We start from the raw sequence: 15,988 nt of genomic DNA on the forward strand, positions 1-15,988 counted from the left end.
AGGCCGGATTGTTCGGCCTTTTCCACGCCCGTGAAAATCCCGTTGTGGTGGGTCTGCACATATCGAAGGAAGGAAGAAGTGGAGGTTTCTGTTGCCAGGTACCTCCGAACCCCGCCTAGAAGTGCGAACCCCTAGGGCTTGATTTGAAGCTATCGCACTGCATTAAGCAGCGAGACGTGCTTCCGCATAGTTGTCGTTTGCAACTACAAGTTTAGCCCGATGACGGTGGTACCATGCCGGGCAAAAGTACGATCTTTACACCTTCGTCGATCCTATTTCGCCCCCAGCAAAAGCCGCTCTTTCACAAGAGCGGTTTTTGGTGGAGGCGCCGGGTACCGCCCCCGGGTCCGAACGGCTTATTTCATCGCCCATTTATCGCCATAGTCGGTCAAGCCGACAAATCGAATATAGGGGGCGGTCGTCGAAAATGAAAGGCCGCAATCGCGCTTTGTCCCCGTTTCAAATTGCAACGCAAAGGGTTGACTTGAAAGCGCTCTCAACTCAAGCTTTGCGACGGTGAGAGGTTACCACCCAGCGCACAAGTTGCGGCAGCGCGCCACAACCCTCATCGACCGGATCCGTGGCGCCGACGAGGGGAAGTTTGATGTCCGATTATCTCGCAGACGTGAAGAAATACGACGCCGCGGCGAACGCCGATGTGGTCGAGAAGATCGTAAAGCACCTGGGCATTGCGCTGCGCAACCGTGATTCCTCGCTGGTTTCCTGCACGGACCCGAAGGAACTCGAGCGCGTAAAGGCGGGTTGGGTTTCGAAGAAGCTGGGCATCACCGATGACAAGAAGGCCGACGCCGCGATCCAGAAGGTCTGCCAGACGATGCACGCGGATCACAGCAAGCACCGGGTGACGTTCTACTATCTGGTTGCCAAGGATCTGGGCAAGCTCGGCTCCCTCTGAGACTTTTTGATAATTCTACTCTGGCGGCCGACTAGCGCGGTTTTCTGCGCTTCCGGTGCTCACGTACTTTAAGTACGCTCCGCTCCGGTTCTCGAAAGCCGCACCATTCGACTCGCCAGAGCGAATTCTGAAAAGGTCTCTGCGTCGGCGCCGGACTAACATCGACCTGTTCTCGCGGTCAATGGATGGGGAAGATCCGAGACAAGCGTGGCGCCCGCGCTCACTTGCGCTATGATTGGTAACATCTCGAATCGAGCCGGAACCGATGCGCCAGTATCTCGACCTTTTGAAACATGTGCTGGAAAACGGTGCCGATCGCGGCGATCGCACCGGCACCGGAACGCGTTCGGTGTTCGGCTACCAGATGCGGTTCGACCTTGCCGACGGTTTCCCCGTCACCACCACCAAGAAGCTTCATCTGAAGTCGATCATCCATGAACTCCTGTGGTTCCTGGCCGGCGACACCAACATCAAATATCTCAACGACCACGGCGTCTCCATCTGGGATGAATGGGCCGATGAGAATGGCGATCTCGGGCCGGTCTATGGCAAGCAATGGCGCTCCTGGCCGGATGGCCATGGCGGCTCGATCGACCAGATCCAGAATCTCCTGAAGGAGATACGTCGCAATCCTCAATCGCGGCGGCTGATCGTGTCGGCATGGAACCCGGCCGAGGTGGAGGCCATGGCGCTGCCGCCCTGCCATTGCCTGTTCCAGTTCTATGTCTCCGAAGGCCGGCTTTCCTGCCAGCTCTACCAGCGCTCCGCCGATATTTTTCTCGGCGTGCCCTTCAACATCGCCTCCTATGCGCTGCTGACCCTGATGGTGGCTCAGGTCACCGGGCTGAAGCCCGGCGATTTCGTCCATACGCTAGGCGACGCGCATCTCTACTCGAACCATTTCGAGCAGGCGCGCGAACAATTGCGGCGCACGCCGAGGGCGCTGCCGACGATGTGGATCAATCCGGAGGTGAAAGACCTCTTTGCCTTCCGCTTCGAGGACTTCCGGCTGGAAAACTATGTCGCCGACGCCAGCATCAAGGCGCCGATCGCGGTCTGAGCCCGAGGCACGGCATTCTCAACCGATTTCGAAGTCACCCGCCTGCGGCGGTGCGATCGGCTTGAAAAGCGTCCGGTCCGGCTTGATGTCGAGGAGCGGCGTTCCATCGACGCAGTCCATGCCGCGCACCATCAATGTCGAGCCTTCTACCCCGGCCAGTGTCACGATCGACGTGCCGATCGGATTGGGCCGCACAGGGGAGCGCAGAGCAAAGGTGCCGCGCGAGGTGCCGTCGCTGGCCGGGCTCTGCTTGACGAGGTCGCGCCGCGACAGATGCAGCCAGTAGAGAACTTCAAGCCGCTCGAACGCCTCGACGCCCTGCAGCGCCTCACGCCACGGATTGAAGATATCGATCCGGCAGAGAGGGCCGTCCGCACGGCCCTGGCGCGGCGTGATCAGCCGCGACGTCCAGGGCGTGCGAATCACGCCGATGAATATCAGGCCGGCATCGGTCGGCGGTGGAAGATCGACCGCCACCTCGCCTGGCCTGATTTCGTTTTCGCGGACCATCTCGGGGAAAGCGGCTTCAGTCGATGCCCACCATGACATCCGAGGCCTTGATGACGGCATAGGCCTGCTTGCCTTTTTCGAGCTTGAGATCGGCCACGGCTTCGTTGGTGATCGAGGCAGTGACGACCGCGCCGCCGCCAATGTCGATGCGGACATGCGAGGTCGTGGCTCCCTTGACGATCTCGACGACTTTTCCGTTCAGGATGTTGCGGGCGCTGATTTTCATGGTCTGTCTCCTTCAATCCGTCCTTATAGCCAACCCAACCCATCGTAGGTCGTGAATGTATCCGGGCACAATACCGAAGCGGCCTGGATCGGGCGAAAACCCTTCCCTTGTTATGTTCGTGCGGATATATCGATCGGCAGGCTTATGGCCGAACGTATTTCAACTCAGGGAGAGTTTCATGACGCGCAGGGGGTTTGACATGAAGGCGATTGCCATTGGTGGCTTGGCGGCAATGTTGATGGTCGCAATGCCCGCCCACGCGCAAGACAAGGTCGTGGTGTTCGCGGCGGCGAGCCTCAAGGACGCGCTCGACGCCGTGAACACGGCATGCAAGGCCGATGTCGGCGAGACCGCGACCATTTCCTACGCGGCAAGCTCGGCGCTGGCCAAGCAGATCGAGGGCGGCGCGCCGGCCGATGTGTTCATCTCCGCCGACCTCGACTGGATGAAGTATCTTTCCGACAAGAAGCTGACCAAGCCTGACACCGAGGTAAAGCTGCTGGGCAATGAGATCGTCCTCGTGGCGCCGAAGGACTCGAAGGTTGAAGCCAAGATCGAGAAAGGATTCGATCTGGCCAAGCTGGTGGGCGACGGCAAGCTCGCCATGGGCGACTTCAAGGCTGTTCCGGCCGGCAAGTATGGCAAGGCAGCGCTGGAATCTCTTGGCGTCTGGTCCTCCGTCGAAGGCAAGGTGGCGCAGGCCGAGAACGTGCGCGCCGCGCTGAAACTGGTTTCGACCGGGGAAGCCGCACTCGGTATCGTCTATGCCACCGACGCGCATGCGGAAAAGGGCGTCAAGGTGGTGGGTACCTTCCCGGAAGATTCGCATCCGCCGATTATCTACCCGGTTGCCCAGACCGCGGATTCGAAGGACAAGGATACGCTGGCATTCCTCAAGTGCCTGCAGTCCGCAAAGGCCGGCGAGCTCTTCAAGGAACAGGGCTTCACTGTCCTCGCACCCACGAACTAAGGCAGCACTCTGACGCATGAACTGGCTGCTGGACCTCACTCCCGATGAATGGAATGCGGTCCGGCTATCGATCAAGGTGGCGACTGTCGCGATGGTCTCCAGCCTGCCGCCGGGCATACTGATCGCGCTGCTGCTGGCGCGCGGCCAGTTCTGGGGCAAAACGCTGCTGAACGGGGTGGTGCACCTGCCGCTGATCCTGCCGCCCGTGGTAACCGGCTATCTGCTGCTGCTCACCTTCGGCAAGCGCGGTCCGGCCGGCGCCTTCCTGGCCGAGCATTTCGGCATCGTCTTCTCTTTCCGTTGGACGGGTGCGGCACTCGCCTGTGGCGTCATGGGTTTTCCCCTGATGGTGCGGGCGATCCGGCTGTCGATCGAGGCGGTCGACCGCAAGATGGAAGCTGCGGCGGGAACGCTGGGCGCCAACCCGCTCTGGGTGTTCGGCACGATCACGCTGCCGCTGATCCTGCCCGGCCTGATCGCCGGCGCCATCCTGTCCTTCGCCAAGGCGATGGGCGAGTTCGGCGCGACGATCACCTTCGTTTCCAACATTCCGAACGAGACGCAGACGCTGCCCTCGGCGATCTATACGTTCACGCAGGTTCCAGGCGGCGACGAGGGCGCGCTCAGGCTGACCCTGATTTCCATCGTCATCTCGATGGCGGCGCTCGTCGCCTCGGAAGTGCTGGCGCGGCGTGTCGGGAGGCGGATGGATATCGAATGACGGTTCTCGTCAACATCCGCCATCAGCTCGAGCGCTTTGCGCTCGATGTTCGCTTTGAAAGTGCCGGACGGTTGACCGCCTTGTTCGGCCCCTCCGGCTCTGGCAAGACCACACTGATCAACACGATCGCCGGGCTGATCCGGCCAGACAAGGGTCGCATCGAGGTCGACGGCCGCGTGCTGGTCGACACGGAAGCCGGCGTATTCGTGCCGAAGCACAAGCGGCGCATCGGCATGGTGTTCCAGGATGCGCGGCTGTTTCCGCATATGAGCGTTGCCGGAAATCTGCGCTATGGCCGCTGGTTCACGCCGGCGTCGCAACGCTATGCCGATATCAGCGCGGTGGTTGACCTGCTTGGCATCGGCTCACTGCTGGACCGGCGGCCGGCAAAGCTTTCCGGCGGCGAAAAACAGCGCGTGGCGATCGGCCGGGCGCTGCTGGCCAGCCCAAAACTCCTGCTCATGGACGAGCCGCTGGCGTCGCTCGACGAGGCCCGCAAGACCGAGATCCTGCCCTATATCGAGCGGCTGCGTGACGAGATGAAGATCCCGATCGTCTATGTCAGCCATTCGGTCGCCGAGGTCGCCCGATTGGCAAGCGATGTGGTGGTGCTGGCACAGGGCAAGGTCGCCGCGTTCGGCCCGACCGGGACGATCATGGAGCGGCTCGACCTTTTGCCGGCTGAAGAACGCGCCGAGGGCGGCGCCGTGCTGGATACCGAGGTGATCAGCCATGACGAGGCGTTCGGCATGACCGTGCTCGGTTCTCCGGCGGGCGAGATCCGCGTGCCTGGGCTGGCGATCGCGGTGGGCGCGCCGGTGCGCATCCGCATTCGCGCCCGCGACGTGATGATCGCCACCGAGCGGCCGTCGGGTCTCAGCGCGCTCAATATCCTGCGGGGCACGATCTCGGCGATAAAGCCGGGCGAGGGGCCCGCCGTGGAAGTGGGCATCGACTGCTACGGCGCCATGGTGATTGCCCGGATCACCGAGCAGTCGCGGCACGCGCTGGGGCTTCGGCTCGGACGACAGGTCTTCGCGGTGATCAAGACAGTTAGCTTCGACAGGGCGAACACCGGCGCCGGCCTGCCGGTCGAGGCGCATCTATGACGCGAATGGTCATCGCTATGTCAGTTTGGAATAGCGGTTTGATTGGAGAGCTTCTAGGATGGATGCGAGCATGACCGCGGAGGACAAGACATGCCATCGCTGAGCTTGCGGATAAATCTCGATCCCGACGGACGGATCGGCCCGGGCAAGATCGAACTCCTGGAGCAGATCGCGGCCTTCGGCTCGATCTCCGCCGCCGCGCGCGGCATGGAAATGTCCTACAAGCACGCCTGGGACCTGGTTGAGGACATGAACCGTGTGTTCGGCAAGCCGTTGGTGGCGGCTCAGACCGGTGGCCGCAAGGGCGGCGGAGCGCAACTGACATCGGTGGGCCTGGCCGTGGTCAGCCGCTTCCGAGCCATCGAGCGCGCCGCCGCTGCCGCTGCCTCGACGCATATGGAAGCGCTGCAGGCCGAGATTGATGCCGGATAGGGCGTAGGCAGTAGGCAGTAGGCAGTAGGCAGTAGGCAGTAGGCAGTAGGCAGTAGGCAGTAGGCAGTAGGCAGTAGGCTTAGGAAGGGGTGGGCACTCTCAAGCTATCTTCCGTCGCGAAATTTCAGTCAGCTACTGCCTAATTCCTAATGCCTAGTCTCCGGGCTTACGCAGCAGGTAGGTGTCCATGATCCAGCCCTTTTCGAGACGCGCCTCTTCCCGGACTTTCTCGATCTCGGCGCCGACGTCGCCGAGGCGGCCGGAGATGATGATTTCGTCGGGCGTGCCGAGATAGGCGCCCCAGTGGATGATGAGATCCTTGTCGTCCAGAGTGTTGAACGCGCATTTGCCGTCCAGCATGACGACGGTGCTGCCGGCATTGTCAGGCATGCCTTCCTGAGTGAGCCGGCGGCCGGTGGTGACAAGGAAGGAATCGCCGATGCGGTTCAAGGCCATCTGGTGGCTGGCGGCGAGCGCCTGGACTGCGGTGATGCCGGGGATCACGTCCAATTCAAACTCGACATTGGCCCTCAGGCGCACACGTTCCAGGATGCGCAGCGCGCTGTCATAAAGCGAAGGGTCACCCCAGATCAGGAAAGCGCAGCAGCCATCCTCGGCGAGTTCGTCAAGGATCAGACCCTCGTAGATGGCGGCGATCGCCTCGTGCCAGTCATCGACGGTCGAGCGATATGAGGATGTCGGCTCGGCGCGCACCGGCACGTCGAATTCCACCCTGCGCGATCTGGGGTTGGTGACGAAGCGGTCGCAAATATGCCGGCGCAATTCGGCCAGGTCGTTCTTCGTTGCGCCCTTGTCGGGAATGAACAGCACGTCGGCCCGGTTCAGGCCCGATATGGCCTGGACCGTCATGTGCTCCGGATTGCCGGCGCCGATGCCGATGACGAGAACCTTGCGCATGGGCGAACTCCTGCCTGATCGAGGCTTGCCTGTCCAGACCACGATTGTGTGGCTAGATGCGGCTCCGTTGGTATGCGGGGGCTTTGAACGCGGGGCTGAAACAAGTAGGGTCGCGCCAGTATTGGTTCATGCACGTCGTTCCCCAAAACCTGCCGCGCACTCTCGGGTCAGGCTCGGGGCATGCGCTGCGGGCATGCCATGGTTGTCGGAGGGGAGGCGCGATGTTTCGAACTGTTCTGGCCGCGGGGTTGGTGCTGTCCGTCGCGCCCGCCTTGGCCAATGATTCGACCGCCGAGCTCGGCACCGGTGGCCTCATCCTGTCGCGTAGCGACGCGGTGGCGATGCAAAGCGAGGACCTTTACATCTCGCCCGACAAGGTGACGGTCGACTATGTCTTCCACAACAACACCGACAAGGATGTCGATGCGATCGTTGCCTTTCCGATGCCGGACATCGAGGGCAATCCCGAGGAGATGCCGGCCATCCCCAACGACCCGAGTGACAATTTCCTCGGCTTCGAGGTGACGATCGACGGCGCGGCGGTGAAGCCGCAGCTTGAGCAGAAGGCGTTCGCGCTGGGCATCGACATCAGCGCGGAGCTGAAGGCGCGGAACGTGCCGTTCTACCCGTTCGGCGATACCGCCAAGGCGGCACTGGCGAAGCTACCAAAGGCGGTGGCCGACGACTGGGTCAACCGCGGCATCATCATCGAGGATCCGGAAGGCGACCAAAGCGCCACACCGTCCTATGCGCCATGGTGGCAATTGCGCTCGACCTATTGGTGGCGCTCGAACTTTCCCGCCAATGCGGACGTCCGTGTCTCGCATCGCTACAAGCCCAGCGTCGGCAGCTCTTCGACGGTCAGCTTTTTTTCCGATGGCAAGTTCCAGGACCCGTATGCCGCCTACAAGGTTCGTTACTGCATGGACAGCACGTTCGAGAACGCGATCCGCAAGGCGGCCAAGGATGATCCCAACGGCTATCCGTATTACGAAAGCCGCATCGCCTATATCCTGACCACGGGCGGCAACTGGGCGACGGGCACCATCGGCAAGTTCAAGCTGACCGTCGACAAGGGCAATGCGAAAAACCTTGTCTCGTTCTGCGGCGACAATGTCAGGAAGGTCGGGCCGACGACCTTCGAGATGACGGCGAATGATTTCTATCCCGAACACGACATCAACATCCTCATCCTGAACCCGACGGACAGCAATGGCGGGAGCGCCAACTGATGGATGTCGCTATCTATGTCGCCATCGCCGAAAACGGCGTGATCGGGCGTGACGGCGGCTTGCCATGGCGGCTCTCCACCGACCTGAAGCGCTTCAAGGCCGATACGATGGGCAAGCCCATCGTCATGGGCCGCAAGACCTATGAGGGGATCGGACGGCCGCTGCCGGGCAGGCTGAACATCGTGGTCACCCGCGACAAAGCCTGGCGCGCCGAAGGCATCGAAGTCGTGCATTCGCTGGATGAAGCCATCCGCCTGGCGAAGGCGCGCGCGGCTGGCGTCAACGAGGTCTGCATCATTGGCGGCGGTGAAATCTATGCGCAGGCGCTGCCACTGGCGGACCGGCTGCATGTCACCCACGTTCTCGCCAATGTCGAAGGCGACGCGCATTTTCCGCCGATAGATCCAAAGCTCTGGCGTGTTGTCCTGGCGCAGGACGTGCCGGCCGGCGAAAAAGACAGCCACGCGACGCGCTATACGGTTTACGAGCGCCGCCATGAGATACTTTGAAAGATCAACGAGGGCGTGGAGGGACGACAAAGGGTCGCTACCGTCCAAAACAGATGCCGCCGACGGCGGATCGCGTTGAAAGCACGTCGTGGCGTCCCTATAGAAGGACAACACTGGATTTTGCGTCGTAACACCGGCGCTTGAGGGAATTCCAAGCGAAAGGACATTCATGCCCTGGAACGATAAGAGTGGCGGAGGCGGCGGCCCATGGGGCGGCGGCGGAAATAATGGTGGACCCTGGGGGCAGGGGCCAAAAGGGCCGACGGGTCCGCAGGGCTCGCCCCCCGATCTCGAAGACATCATCCGGCGCGGCCAGGACAGGCTGCGGCGCGCTCTTCCGGGCGGCGGTGGCGCCAGCCCGGCTGTGTTCGCGCTGATCGCGGTGGCGCTCGTCGTGCTATGGGCGTTCAAGGCGGTCTATACCGTGCAGCCCGACGAGGTTGCGGTCGAGCTTCGTTTCGGCAAGCCGAAGGCGGAACTGTCGCAGCCCGGCCTGCATTTCCATTGGTGGCCCCTTGAAACCGTCGAGACGGCAAAGATTTCCGAGCAGCTCGTCGATATTGGCGGCGGCAACACCAGCGGCAACGGGCTGATGCTCTCGGGCGACCAGAACATCGTCAACGTGCAGTTCTCGGTCGCCTATCAGGTTTCCGATCCACGGGCGTATCTGTTCGACGTTTCGGATCCTGACGGCATGCTGCGGCAGGTTGCCGAAAGCGCCATGCGCGAAGCGGTCGGCCGCAGGCCGGCGCAGGATATCTTCCGCGATGACCGCCAGGGCATTGCCGCTTCCGTGCGCGAGATCATCCAGACGACGCTGGACGGCTACAAGGCCGGTCTAAACGTCAACGCCGTTTCGATCGAGGATGCAGCGCCGCCCCGCGAGGTGGCCGATGCGTTCGACGAGGTGCAGCGCGCCGAGCAGGACGAGGACAAGTTCGTCGAGCAGGCCAATCAATACTCAAACCAGAAGCTCGGCCAGGCCCGCGGCGAGGCGGCTCAGGTCCGCGAAGACGCGGCCGCCTACAAGAACCGGGTAGTGCAGGAAGCCGAAGGCGAGGCGCAGCGCTTCATCTCGGTCTACGACGAATACGCCAAGGCGCCCGACGTGACGCGCAAGCGCCTGTATCTCGAAACGATGGAGAAGGTCCTGAAGGACACCAACAAGGTCATAGTCGAGCAGGGGAATGGACAGGGCGTTGTTCCCTACCTGCCGCTGCCGGCACTGCAGCAGAAGGCGCCGGCGCCTGCCCCCCTTGGTGCGACCACGGGAGGTAACCAGTAATGGCCAACCGTCTTCCCATCATCGTCGTCATCCTGGCGGTCATCCTGTTCCTTATCTATTCATCGGTTTTCGTGGTGAATGCGCGCCAGCAGGCGCTCGTGCTCCGGTTCGGTGAGATCGTTGACGTCAAGAGCGAGCCCGGCATCTACTTCAAGGCGCCGTTCTCGTTCTTCGACGCCGATACGGTGCAACTGATCGAGAACCGGGTGCTGCGCTTCGACCTGGACAACATCCGCGTCCAGGTGTCGGGCGGCAAGTTCTACGAGGTCGATGCCTTCATCGCCTACCGCATCTCGGATCCGCGCGTCTTCCGTGCCGCCGTGTCCGGTCAGATCGAGTTGGCCGAGGCACGGCTCAGGACCCGTCTCGACGCTGCCTTGCGCCGCGTCTACGGCCTGCGCGATTTCGAGGCCGCGCTCTCCGAGGAGCGCGCCGTCATGATGCGCGAAGTCCGCGATCAGCTCAGGCCCGACGCCACGTCGCTCGGCCTGCAGATCGAGGATGTCCGTATCCGCCGGACCGATCTTACGGCCGAGGTTTCGCAGCAGACCTACGACCGCATGAAGGCCGAGCGCTTGGCGGAAGCCGCGCGGCTGAGGGCGCGCGGCAACGAAGCGGCGCAGCGCATCACGGCACGTGCCGATCGTGAAGTGGTCGAGATCGTCGCCGAGGCGCGGAAAGAGTCCGAAATCCTGCGCGGCGAGGGCGAAGCCCAGCGCAGTGCCACCTTCGCCGATGCCTACAAGCGCGATCCGGCATTCTTCGACTTCTATCGTTCGATGAATGCGTATGGCACCGCGCTGGACGGTGCCGGAACGACGATGGTCCTGTCGCCGAGTTCTGAGTTCTTCCGCTTCTTCCGCGATCCCGATGGCAAGGAAGCTGGCGCGAAGCCTCTGGGGCCACAGCCCGCGCCTGCTGCCCCGGCGGCCTCCGCACCTGCCGCTCCGGCGACGGCGCCTGCCGCGCCGGCGGCTCAGCCTGCAACCGGCCAGTAAGGGCCGGTGCAGGATTTCCTGGCCGCCATTGGCCTCGTCCTCGTTGTCGAGGGGCTGGTTTATGGCGGCTTCCCTACCTTCGCCAAGAAACTGGCGGGCGAGGTTCTGTCGATGCCGGAAAATGTGCTGCGGATCGCCGGGCTGGCGGCGATCGCGATCGGTGTCGGCATCGTCTGGCTGGTGAGGGGCGGGTGATTTCGATATGCTTGCGGTTTGGGAACAAGCCGGATTCACACTCTGCTGTAGCCATAGCCGCAAACGTGCCGTATTTCTTGCCAACATGACGCGACGCGGCGTTTTCGCCGAAGCGCTTTTTCAGAAAATACCGGGAGGATTCTCGATGACATCCAACACCCTTTTGCGCGCGGCGCGACGGACGTTCATCGCTGGTGCGGCGGCGCTGCTTGTCGGCGTGGTTGCCGTTCCATCCTTCGTCACCCCTGTGCTGGCCAATGACGGCCCGGCCTCGGTAGCCGATCTCGCGGACAAGCTGCTCGGCGCCGTCGTCAACATATCGACGTCGCAGACCGTCAAGGGCACGGAAGGCCCAGGTGCGGTTCCGATGCCGCAGCTTCCGGAAGGCTCGCCCTTCCAGGATTTCTTCGACGACTTCTTCAAGAACCGTGGCGGCGACAAGGACAGCGGCGCGCAGAAGGTGCAGTCGCTGGGTTCCGGCTTCGTCGTCGACGCTGACCAGGGCATCGTGGTGACCAACAACCACGTGATCGCAGACGCCGACGACATCGAGGTGAACTTCTCCGACGGCATCACCTTGAAGGCGACGCTTGTCGGCACCGATCCCAAGACCGACGTCGCCGTGCTCAAGGTCGATCCGAAGGGTCACAAGCTGACCTCGGTGAAATTCGGCGACTCCACCAAGATGCGCGTCGGCGACTGGGTGATGGCGATCGGCAATCCGTTCGGCCTCGGCGGCACGGTGACGGTCGGTATCGTCTCGGCCCGCAACCGCGATATCAATTCCGGCCCCTATGACGATTTCATCCAGACCGATGCCGCGATCAACCGCGGCAATTCGGGTGGACCGTTGTTCAATAGCGCCGGTGAAGTGATCGGCATCAACACCGCGATCATTTCGCCATCGGGCGGCTCGATCGGCATCGGCTTCTCTATCCCGGCACAGCTCGCGTCCGGCGTCGTCGACCAGCTTCGCCAGTTCGGCGAGACGCGCCGTGGCTGGCTCGGCGTGCGCATCCAGCCGGTGACCGCCGACATCGCCGAAAGCCTCGGCATGGCGACCGCCAAGGGCGCGCTTGTTGCCGGCGTCATCAAGGGCGGACCGGTCGACAACGGAACCGTTCAGGCGGGCGACGTCATCACCAAGTTCGACGGCAAGGACATACACGAGATGCGCGACCTTCCGCGCGTCGTGGCGGAAAGCCCGGTCGGCAAGGCAGTCGACGTGGTGATCGTGCGCAAGGGTGTCGAGCAGACCGTCAAGGTGACGCTCGGCCGGCTCGAGGACGGCGAGAAAGCCGCGAGCGCCGATGACAACAGCACCGATCAGGGCAAGGCCGACAAGACTCCGCCTGTTTCGACGGCGGCTGTGCTCGGCATGACCATCGGCGAGCTCAATGACGACACGCGCAAGAAATTCAGCATCGCCGCCGACGTTTCCGGCGTCGTCATCACCGATGTCGCCAAGGACTCGGCAGCCGCCGAACGCGGTATCAAGCCCGGCGAGGTGATCACCGAGATCGCGCAGGAATCGGTTGCGACGCCCAAGGACGTCATGGACCGGATCGGCGCGTTGAAGGAGCAGGGACGCAAGAACGCGCTGCTGATGCTGGCTTCGAAGACTGGCGAGCTGCGGTTCGTGACGATCCGGATGGACTGAGTCGGAAAACGCCTTCAACATCCTGATCTGGAAAAGACGGCAGAGCATCCCCAGTGTCTTGGGATGCTCTTAGAGACCGCGTGATACCTCCACCATGGTGTCATCCTCGTTCAGCAGAATCGTGAAGAATATTGTGAGGCCGGCGGCATTCGCGCTTTGCATTGTCACCTCAAATGCCTCTTTGCGCATGTCCCGTCTTACCAGCTCGATAAGATCTTCGGTCGTCAACTTTTGCAACGCCTCGAAGTTCTCGAATTCGGGATGGCAACCCCAGCGGGTTCTGTCCAACAAGTTGCCCGCGCTGTCGTACCGCCAGACCTTCAATCCATGCCCCCAAGCGCGATCTAGTCGCTCGACGACACAGCGATAGGATTGTCCTCGGAATGCGTAGTCAAATTCCAGGTTCGTCTTGTGTTGCATTGCAAAACGGGAAGGGTTTATTAGGCGCATCGCACTCAGAATGCCTCGTGAAGAGATTTTCAGCAAGCACGCCCGCGATGTCCGGCTTATAAGATTGGTCGACTTCCTGGAAGGATTCCGAACATGAGCAAGGCGACTTATCCGTTGAAACTTCCGCTCTCGGTGAAGGAAGCGGGTGCACGCTTGGCAAAGGCTGATGGCGTGTCACTCAATCAGTGGATCGCTTCGGCCGTGGCGCAGAAAGTTGGAGCAATGGAAACAGCGGCCGACTTCCTGCGTCGTCGCGCGGGTGATGCGTCACAGAACGATTTCGCGGAAATACTTGGGCGAGTCGCCGACAGATCGCCGCAACCCGGCGATGAGCTTCCTCCCGACGGGCATTGATCAGCTTCGGTTCTTCCACCAGTTCTTAGCCGTCAGCCTGTAGAACACATGCCGCTTGAGCGCGGGATGACTGTCGGGAATGCCGGGGTGGTCGAAATCGGCCGACGGATCGGCGGTCATGCCGATGCGCTCCATGACGGCGGTGGAGCGGTGGTTGTCGGCGACGGCAAAGGACACGATTTCATCAAGGCCGAGCGTTTCGAAACCATAGGCAAGCCAGGCGTCGGCTGCCTCCGTGACATAGCCCTTGCCCCAGAATTCGGGCGCCAGTCGCCAGCCGATCTCGATGCTGCCGGCCGGGAGGAACGGCAAATGACCTGTTCCGGTGATGCCGACAAAGCCAATGCATTCGCCGGTGGCGGCGATCTCGGCCGCGGCGAAGCCGTAGCCGTCGCGCTCGATGACGGCGCGCAACTCGTCCATCTTGGCGTCGGCCCGCGCGCGGTCGCGGCGAAACGGGAAGAACTCCATGACGCGTTCGTTGGAATTGATCCGATGGAAGAGCTCGCGGTCGCGGTCTTCCCAGTTGCGCAGGATCAGACGCTCGGTGCGTATGGGTTTCATTCCACGAATTCTTCGCGTCGATAGCCCTGCAGGTAGAGCAGGGCGGTCAGGTCGCAATGGTTGATGCGCACCTTTGCCTGCGCTGCCACCGCCGGCTTGGCATGAAGTGCCACGCCGGCGCCGGCAAGCCGGATCATGTCCAGGTCGTTGGCGCCGTCGCCCACCGCTATGGCGTCGGCCGGCGTCAGGCCGAGCCTCGCCGAGATCTCCATCAGCGCATCGGCCTTGGCGGCCCGGCCCAGGATCGGCTCTCCAACCAGCCCGGTGAAATGTCCGTCCTGTTCGATGAGGCGATTGGCGCGGTTTTCATGAAAGCCGAGCATGGCCGCGATGCGTGTGGTGAACACCTCGAAGCCGCCGGAGACCAGTGCCGTCCAGGCGCCGTTGGCCCGCATCGTCTGGACAAGCGCACGGCCGCCGGAAGCCAGCGTCAGGCGCTTGGCGATGATGCGATCGACCACGGCTGCGTCTAGCCCCTTCAACAGCGCCACACGCTCGCGCAAGGCGGGTTCGAAAGCGATCTCGCCGTTCATCGAGCGTGCCGTGATGGCGGCGACATGATCCTTGACGCCGATTTCGTCAGCAAGCTCGTCGATGCACTCCTGGTCGATCATGGTCGAATCCATGTCGGCGATGAGGATGCTCTTGCGTCGCCCCTCGGCCGGCTGGACGATCACGTCGACCGGTTCGGAGGCCAGCGCCGCATGCAGTCGGGCGGCCGCCTCGGCAGCATCGGTCGCCTCGGGAAAGGCCAAGTCGCAGGCAATCCCTTCAGCCAGCCAATGAACAGCGCTTGCGCCAACCGACCTTGAGGCCATATTCGCAAGCGACGGCGACAGGATGCGGTCAGCAGGACGGGACACAAGCGTGGCGACAAGCGGCATTGAACATTCCGGCGGGCAAGCGGGCGAAGGCCGCGTTAAGAACGCGATCCTGATAGCCGGGCCTACCGCCAGCGGCAAGTCGGCGCTTGCACTTGATCTCGCCCGGCGCAAGGGGGGTGTCATCGTCAACACCGATTCCATGCAGGGCTATTCGGTGCTCGACGTGCTGACGGCGCGGCCGGCTGCCGCCGACCTCGCCCGCGCCCCGCATTTTCTCTACGGGCACGTCCACCCGTCCATCGCCTATTCCACCGGCGCGTGGCTGCGGGACGTGATGAGGCTGATCGACGACGGCACGCTGCTGGAGCGTCCGGTGATCTTCGTGGGTGGCACCGGGCTCTACTTTCGGGCCCTTGCCGAAGGCATTTCGGAAATGCCGGATATTCCGCAGCGGGTCCGCGACCGCTGGCGCTATGAACTCAAGGAGCAGGGCGCGGTCAAGCTGCACCAGATCCTGATGCGCGAGGATTCGAAGGTGGCCATGACGCTGAAGCCGACCGACGGCCAACGCATCGTGCGGGCTCTGGAGGTGCTGGACGCATCGGGCCGCTCGATCCTGGAGTGGCAGGCGGTGCGCGGCCGGCCGTTGATCGACAGGAACCGTGCGCACTTCATCGTGATCGAACCGGATCGTGCGGCTCTGGTCGCCAGGATCGAAGACAGGTTCGACCAGATGCTGGACAAGGGAGCGTTGGATGAGGTCCGTCGCCTTGCGGCCCTCAATCTCGATCCCGATTTGCCGGCAATGAAAGCGATCGGTGTCCGTGAATTGCAGGCGGCGATGGCGGGAAACATGGGTTTTCCCGAGGCAATCGAGCGCGCCAAGATCGCCACCAGGCAATATGCCAAGCGACAGGCGACCTGGTTCAGGAACCAATTAGGGCCTGAATGGCGGAGGCTATCTCCCAATGACAAAACGGAAGCCATGATCTGACAGTTCGTTGCGGATGCAACCTTATAAGTTGACGCAGAAGGAAAGTTTCTCGTCTTGGTTG

20 protein-coding genes and 1 other RNA gene are annotated in these 15,988 nt (G+C 62.4%); 14 read left to right on the plus strand and 7 right to left on the minus strand.

From position 1 onward, the window contains the following. Nucleotides 1–77: 77 nt before the first annotated feature. Nucleotides 78–437, minus strand: a transfer-messenger RNA (tmRNA) gene (gene ssrA / locus ACO07C_RS01120). A gap of 167 nt (nt 438–604) precedes the next feature. On the opposite strand from ssrA, the gene ACO07C_RS01125 reads away from it, so the two are divergent. Both ACO07C_RS01125 and ACO07C_RS01130 read left to right on the plus strand, forming a co-directional pair. Continuing rightward, entirely contained in the window at nt 605–916 is a 312-nt protein-coding gene (locus tag ACO07C_RS01125; RefSeq protein ID WP_421912396.1) for a DUF2853 family protein, read from the plus strand. A gap of 265 nt (nt 917–1,181) precedes the next feature. After that, on the plus strand, nt 1,182–1,976 hold the full coding sequence (locus ACO07C_RS01130; RefSeq protein ID WP_421912397.1) for a thymidylate synthase: 795 nt from the start codon (nt 1,182–1,184) through the stop codon (nt 1,974–1,976). 18 nt (nt 1,977–1,994) lie between these two features. Here the strand turns inward: ACO07C_RS01130 and tsaA are convergent, their stop codons facing one another. Then, nucleotides 1,995–2,486 (minus strand): tRNA (N6-threonylcarbamoyladenosine(37)-N6)-methyltransferase TrmO, encoded by a 492-nt coding sequence (gene tsaA / locus ACO07C_RS01135; protein ID WP_421912398.1) that lies wholly within the window; start codon nt 2,484–2,486, stop codon nt 1,995–1,997. 16 nt (nt 2,487–2,502) lie between these two features. Beyond that, nucleotides 2,503–2,712, minus strand: a complete 210-nt coding sequence (locus ACO07C_RS01140) for a TOBE domain-containing protein (RefSeq protein WP_421912399.1) — start codon at nt 2,710–2,712, stop codon at nt 2,503–2,505. Between the two features lie 178 nt (nt 2,713–2,890). Here ACO07C_RS01140 and modA point away from each other — a divergent pair, with 178 nt between their 5' ends. The 4 genes from modA to ACO07C_RS01160 all read left to right on the plus strand — a co-directional run bounded on the left by modA (nt 2,891) and on the right by ACO07C_RS01160 (nt 5,944). Then, nucleotides 2,891–3,682 (plus strand): molybdate ABC transporter substrate-binding protein, encoded by a 792-nt coding sequence (gene modA / locus ACO07C_RS01145; protein WP_421912400.1) that lies wholly within the window; start codon nt 2,891–2,893, stop codon nt 3,680–3,682. 16 nt (nt 3,683–3,698) lie between these two features. After that, the gene (gene modB / locus ACO07C_RS01150) at nt 3,699–4,403 is read left to right on the plus strand and encodes a molybdate ABC transporter permease subunit (protein ID WP_421912401.1); all 705 of its coding nucleotides are present in this window, start codon (nt 3,699–3,701) and stop codon (nt 4,401–4,403) included. Continuing rightward, nucleotides 4,400–5,512, plus strand: a complete 1,113-nt coding sequence (gene modC, locus ACO07C_RS01155; RefSeq protein ID WP_421912402.1) for a molybdenum ABC transporter ATP-binding protein — start codon at nt 4,400–4,402, stop codon at nt 5,510–5,512. The genes modB and modC overlap by 4 nt, the downstream gene beginning before the upstream one ends. A 90-nt stretch (nt 5,513–5,602) precedes the next feature. Beyond that, nucleotides 5,603–5,944, plus strand: coding sequence for a winged helix-turn-helix domain-containing protein (locus tag ACO07C_RS01160; RefSeq protein WP_421912403.1), 342 nt, complete (start codon nt 5,603–5,605; stop codon nt 5,942–5,944). 153 nt (nt 5,945–6,097) lie between these two features. Here the strand turns inward: ACO07C_RS01160 and cobF are convergent, their stop codons facing one another. Next, complete coding sequence (cobF, locus tag ACO07C_RS01165; protein WP_421912404.1) at nt 6,098–6,862, minus strand: precorrin-6A synthase (deacetylating); 765 nt, start codon at nt 6,860–6,862, stop codon at nt 6,098–6,100. Nucleotides 6,863–7,083: 221 nt separating this feature from the next. On the opposite strand from cobF, the gene ACO07C_RS01170 reads away from it, so the two are divergent. The 6 genes from ACO07C_RS01170 to ACO07C_RS01195 all read left to right on the plus strand — a co-directional run bounded on the left by ACO07C_RS01170 (nt 7,084) and on the right by ACO07C_RS01195 (nt 12,741). After that, nucleotides 7,084–8,094, plus strand: a complete 1,011-nt coding sequence (locus ACO07C_RS01170; RefSeq protein ID WP_421912405.1) for a DUF4424 domain-containing protein — start codon at nt 7,084–7,086, stop codon at nt 8,092–8,094. Then, nucleotides 8,094–8,603 carry a dihydrofolate reductase gene (locus ACO07C_RS01175; protein WP_421912406.1) on the plus strand — a complete coding sequence of 170 codons (510 nt, stop codon included), beginning with the start codon at nt 8,094–8,096 and terminating at the stop codon, nt 8,601–8,603. The genes ACO07C_RS01170 and ACO07C_RS01175 overlap by 1 nt, the downstream gene beginning before the upstream one ends. A 169-nt stretch (nt 8,604–8,772) precedes the next feature. Continuing rightward, nucleotides 8,773–9,888 (plus strand): FtsH protease activity modulator HflK, encoded by a 1,116-nt coding sequence (gene hflK, locus ACO07C_RS01180; RefSeq protein ID WP_421912407.1) that lies wholly within the window; start codon nt 8,773–8,775, stop codon nt 9,886–9,888. Then, nucleotides 9,888–10,886 (plus strand): protease modulator HflC, encoded by a 999-nt coding sequence (gene hflC, locus ACO07C_RS01185; protein WP_421912408.1) that lies wholly within the window; start codon nt 9,888–9,890, stop codon nt 10,884–10,886. The genes hflK and hflC overlap by 1 nt, the downstream gene beginning before the upstream one ends. Before the next feature lie 6 nt (nt 10,887–10,892). Continuing rightward, a complete protein-coding gene (locus tag ACO07C_RS01190) occupies nt 10,893–11,081 on the plus strand; it encodes a DUF2065 domain-containing protein (RefSeq protein ID WP_421912409.1) in 189 nt (62 codons plus the stop codon). Between the two features lie 145 nt (nt 11,082–11,226). Next, the gene (locus ACO07C_RS01195; protein WP_421912410.1) at nt 11,227–12,741 is read left to right on the plus strand and encodes a DegQ family serine endoprotease; all 1,515 of its coding nucleotides are present in this window, start codon (nt 11,227–11,229) and stop codon (nt 12,739–12,741) included. Nucleotides 12,742–12,810: 69 nt separating this feature from the next. Here the strand turns inward: ACO07C_RS01195 and ACO07C_RS01200 are convergent, their stop codons facing one another. Beyond that, the gene (locus tag ACO07C_RS01200; protein ID WP_421912411.1) at nt 12,811–13,161 is read right to left on the minus strand and encodes a hypothetical protein; all 351 of its coding nucleotides are present in this window, start codon (nt 13,159–13,161) and stop codon (nt 12,811–12,813) included. A 123-nt stretch (nt 13,162–13,284) separates the two neighbouring features. On the opposite strand from ACO07C_RS01200, the gene ACO07C_RS01205 reads away from it, so the two are divergent. Next, the gene (locus tag ACO07C_RS01205; RefSeq protein ID WP_421912412.1) at nt 13,285–13,545 is read left to right on the plus strand and encodes a pilus assembly protein HicB; all 261 of its coding nucleotides are present in this window, start codon (nt 13,285–13,287) and stop codon (nt 13,543–13,545) included. Here the strand turns inward: ACO07C_RS01205 and ACO07C_RS01210 are convergent, their stop codons facing one another. Both ACO07C_RS01210 and serB read right to left on the minus strand, forming a co-directional pair. Then, nucleotides 13,546–14,109, minus strand: coding sequence for a GNAT family N-acetyltransferase (locus tag ACO07C_RS01210; protein WP_421912413.1), 564 nt, complete (start codon nt 14,107–14,109; stop codon nt 13,546–13,548). Then, nucleotides 14,106–14,993: a phosphoserine phosphatase SerB gene (serB, locus tag ACO07C_RS01215; protein ID WP_421912414.1), complete on the minus strand. Its 888-nt coding sequence runs from the start codon at nt 14,991–14,993 to the stop codon at nt 14,106–14,108. Before serB ends, ACO07C_RS01210 begins: the two co-directional genes overlap by 4 nt. On the opposite strand from serB, the gene miaA reads away from it, so the two are divergent. Further along, a complete protein-coding gene (gene miaA, locus ACO07C_RS01220) occupies nt 14,950–15,927 on the plus strand; it encodes a tRNA (adenosine(37)-N6)-dimethylallyltransferase MiaA (RefSeq protein ID WP_421912415.1) in 978 nt (325 codons plus the stop codon). The two genes, serB and miaA, sit on opposite strands and share 44 nt — an antisense overlap. The last annotated feature ends 61 nt before the right edge of the window (nt 15,928–15,988 follow it).

Origin of the sequence: Mesorhizobium sp., from assembly GCF_965229135.1 — a bacterium.
GTDB lineage: Bacteria > Pseudomonadota > Alphaproteobacteria > Rhizobiales > Rhizobiaceae > Mesorhizobium.

Excerpts from the sequence above, each read along its gene's own strand:
- ACO07C_RS01125 (WP_421912396.1), top strand. The coding sequence starts at position 605 with ATGTCCGATTATCTCGCAGACGTGAAGAAATACGACGCCGCGGCGAAC.
- ACO07C_RS01130 (WP_421912397.1), top strand. The coding sequence starts at position 1,182 with ATGCGCCAGTATCTCGACCTTTTGAAACATGTGCTGGAAAACGGTGCC.
- tsaA (WP_421912398.1), bottom strand. The coding sequence starts at position 2,486 with ATGGTCCGCGAAAACGAAATCAGGCCAGGCGAGGTGGCGGTCGATCTT.
- ACO07C_RS01140 (WP_421912399.1), bottom strand. The coding sequence starts at position 2,712 with ATGAAAATCAGCGCCCGCAACATCCTGAACGGAAAAGTCGTCGAGATC.
- modA (WP_421912400.1), top strand. The coding sequence starts at position 2,891 with ATGACGCGCAGGGGGTTTGACATGAAGGCGATTGCCATTGGTGGCTTG.
- modB (WP_421912401.1), top strand. The coding sequence starts at position 3,699 with ATGAACTGGCTGCTGGACCTCACTCCCGATGAATGGAATGCGGTCCGG.
- modC (WP_421912402.1), top strand. The coding sequence starts at position 4,400 with ATGACGGTTCTCGTCAACATCCGCCATCAGCTCGAGCGCTTTGCGCTC.
- ACO07C_RS01160 (WP_421912403.1), top strand. The coding sequence starts at position 5,603 with ATGCCATCGCTGAGCTTGCGGATAAATCTCGATCCCGACGGACGGATC.
- cobF (WP_421912404.1), bottom strand. The coding sequence starts at position 6,862 with ATGCGCAAGGTTCTCGTCATCGGCATCGGCGCCGGCAATCCGGAGCAC.
- ACO07C_RS01170 (WP_421912405.1), top strand. The coding sequence starts at position 7,084 with ATGTTTCGAACTGTTCTGGCCGCGGGGTTGGTGCTGTCCGTCGCGCCC.
- ACO07C_RS01175 (WP_421912406.1), top strand. The coding sequence starts at position 8,094 with ATGGATGTCGCTATCTATGTCGCCATCGCCGAAAACGGCGTGATCGGG.
- hflK (WP_421912407.1), top strand. The coding sequence starts at position 8,773 with ATGCCCTGGAACGATAAGAGTGGCGGAGGCGGCGGCCCATGGGGCGGC.
- hflC (WP_421912408.1), top strand. The coding sequence starts at position 9,888 with ATGGCCAACCGTCTTCCCATCATCGTCGTCATCCTGGCGGTCATCCTG.
- ACO07C_RS01195 (WP_421912410.1), top strand. The coding sequence starts at position 11,227 with ATGACATCCAACACCCTTTTGCGCGCGGCGCGACGGACGTTCATCGCT.
- ACO07C_RS01200 (WP_421912411.1), bottom strand. The coding sequence starts at position 13,161 with ATGCAACACAAGACGAACCTGGAATTTGACTACGCATTCCGAGGACAA.
- ACO07C_RS01205 (WP_421912412.1), top strand. The coding sequence starts at position 13,285 with ATGAGCAAGGCGACTTATCCGTTGAAACTTCCGCTCTCGGTGAAGGAA.
- ACO07C_RS01210 (WP_421912413.1), bottom strand. The coding sequence starts at position 14,109 with ATGAAACCCATACGCACCGAGCGTCTGATCCTGCGCAACTGGGAAGAC.
- miaA (WP_421912415.1), top strand. The coding sequence starts at position 14,950 with ATGCGGTCAGCAGGACGGGACACAAGCGTGGCGACAAGCGGCATTGAA.
- serB (WP_421912414.1), bottom strand. The coding sequence starts at position 14,993 with ATGCCGCTTGTCGCCACGCTTGTGTCCCGTCCTGCTGACCGCATCCTG.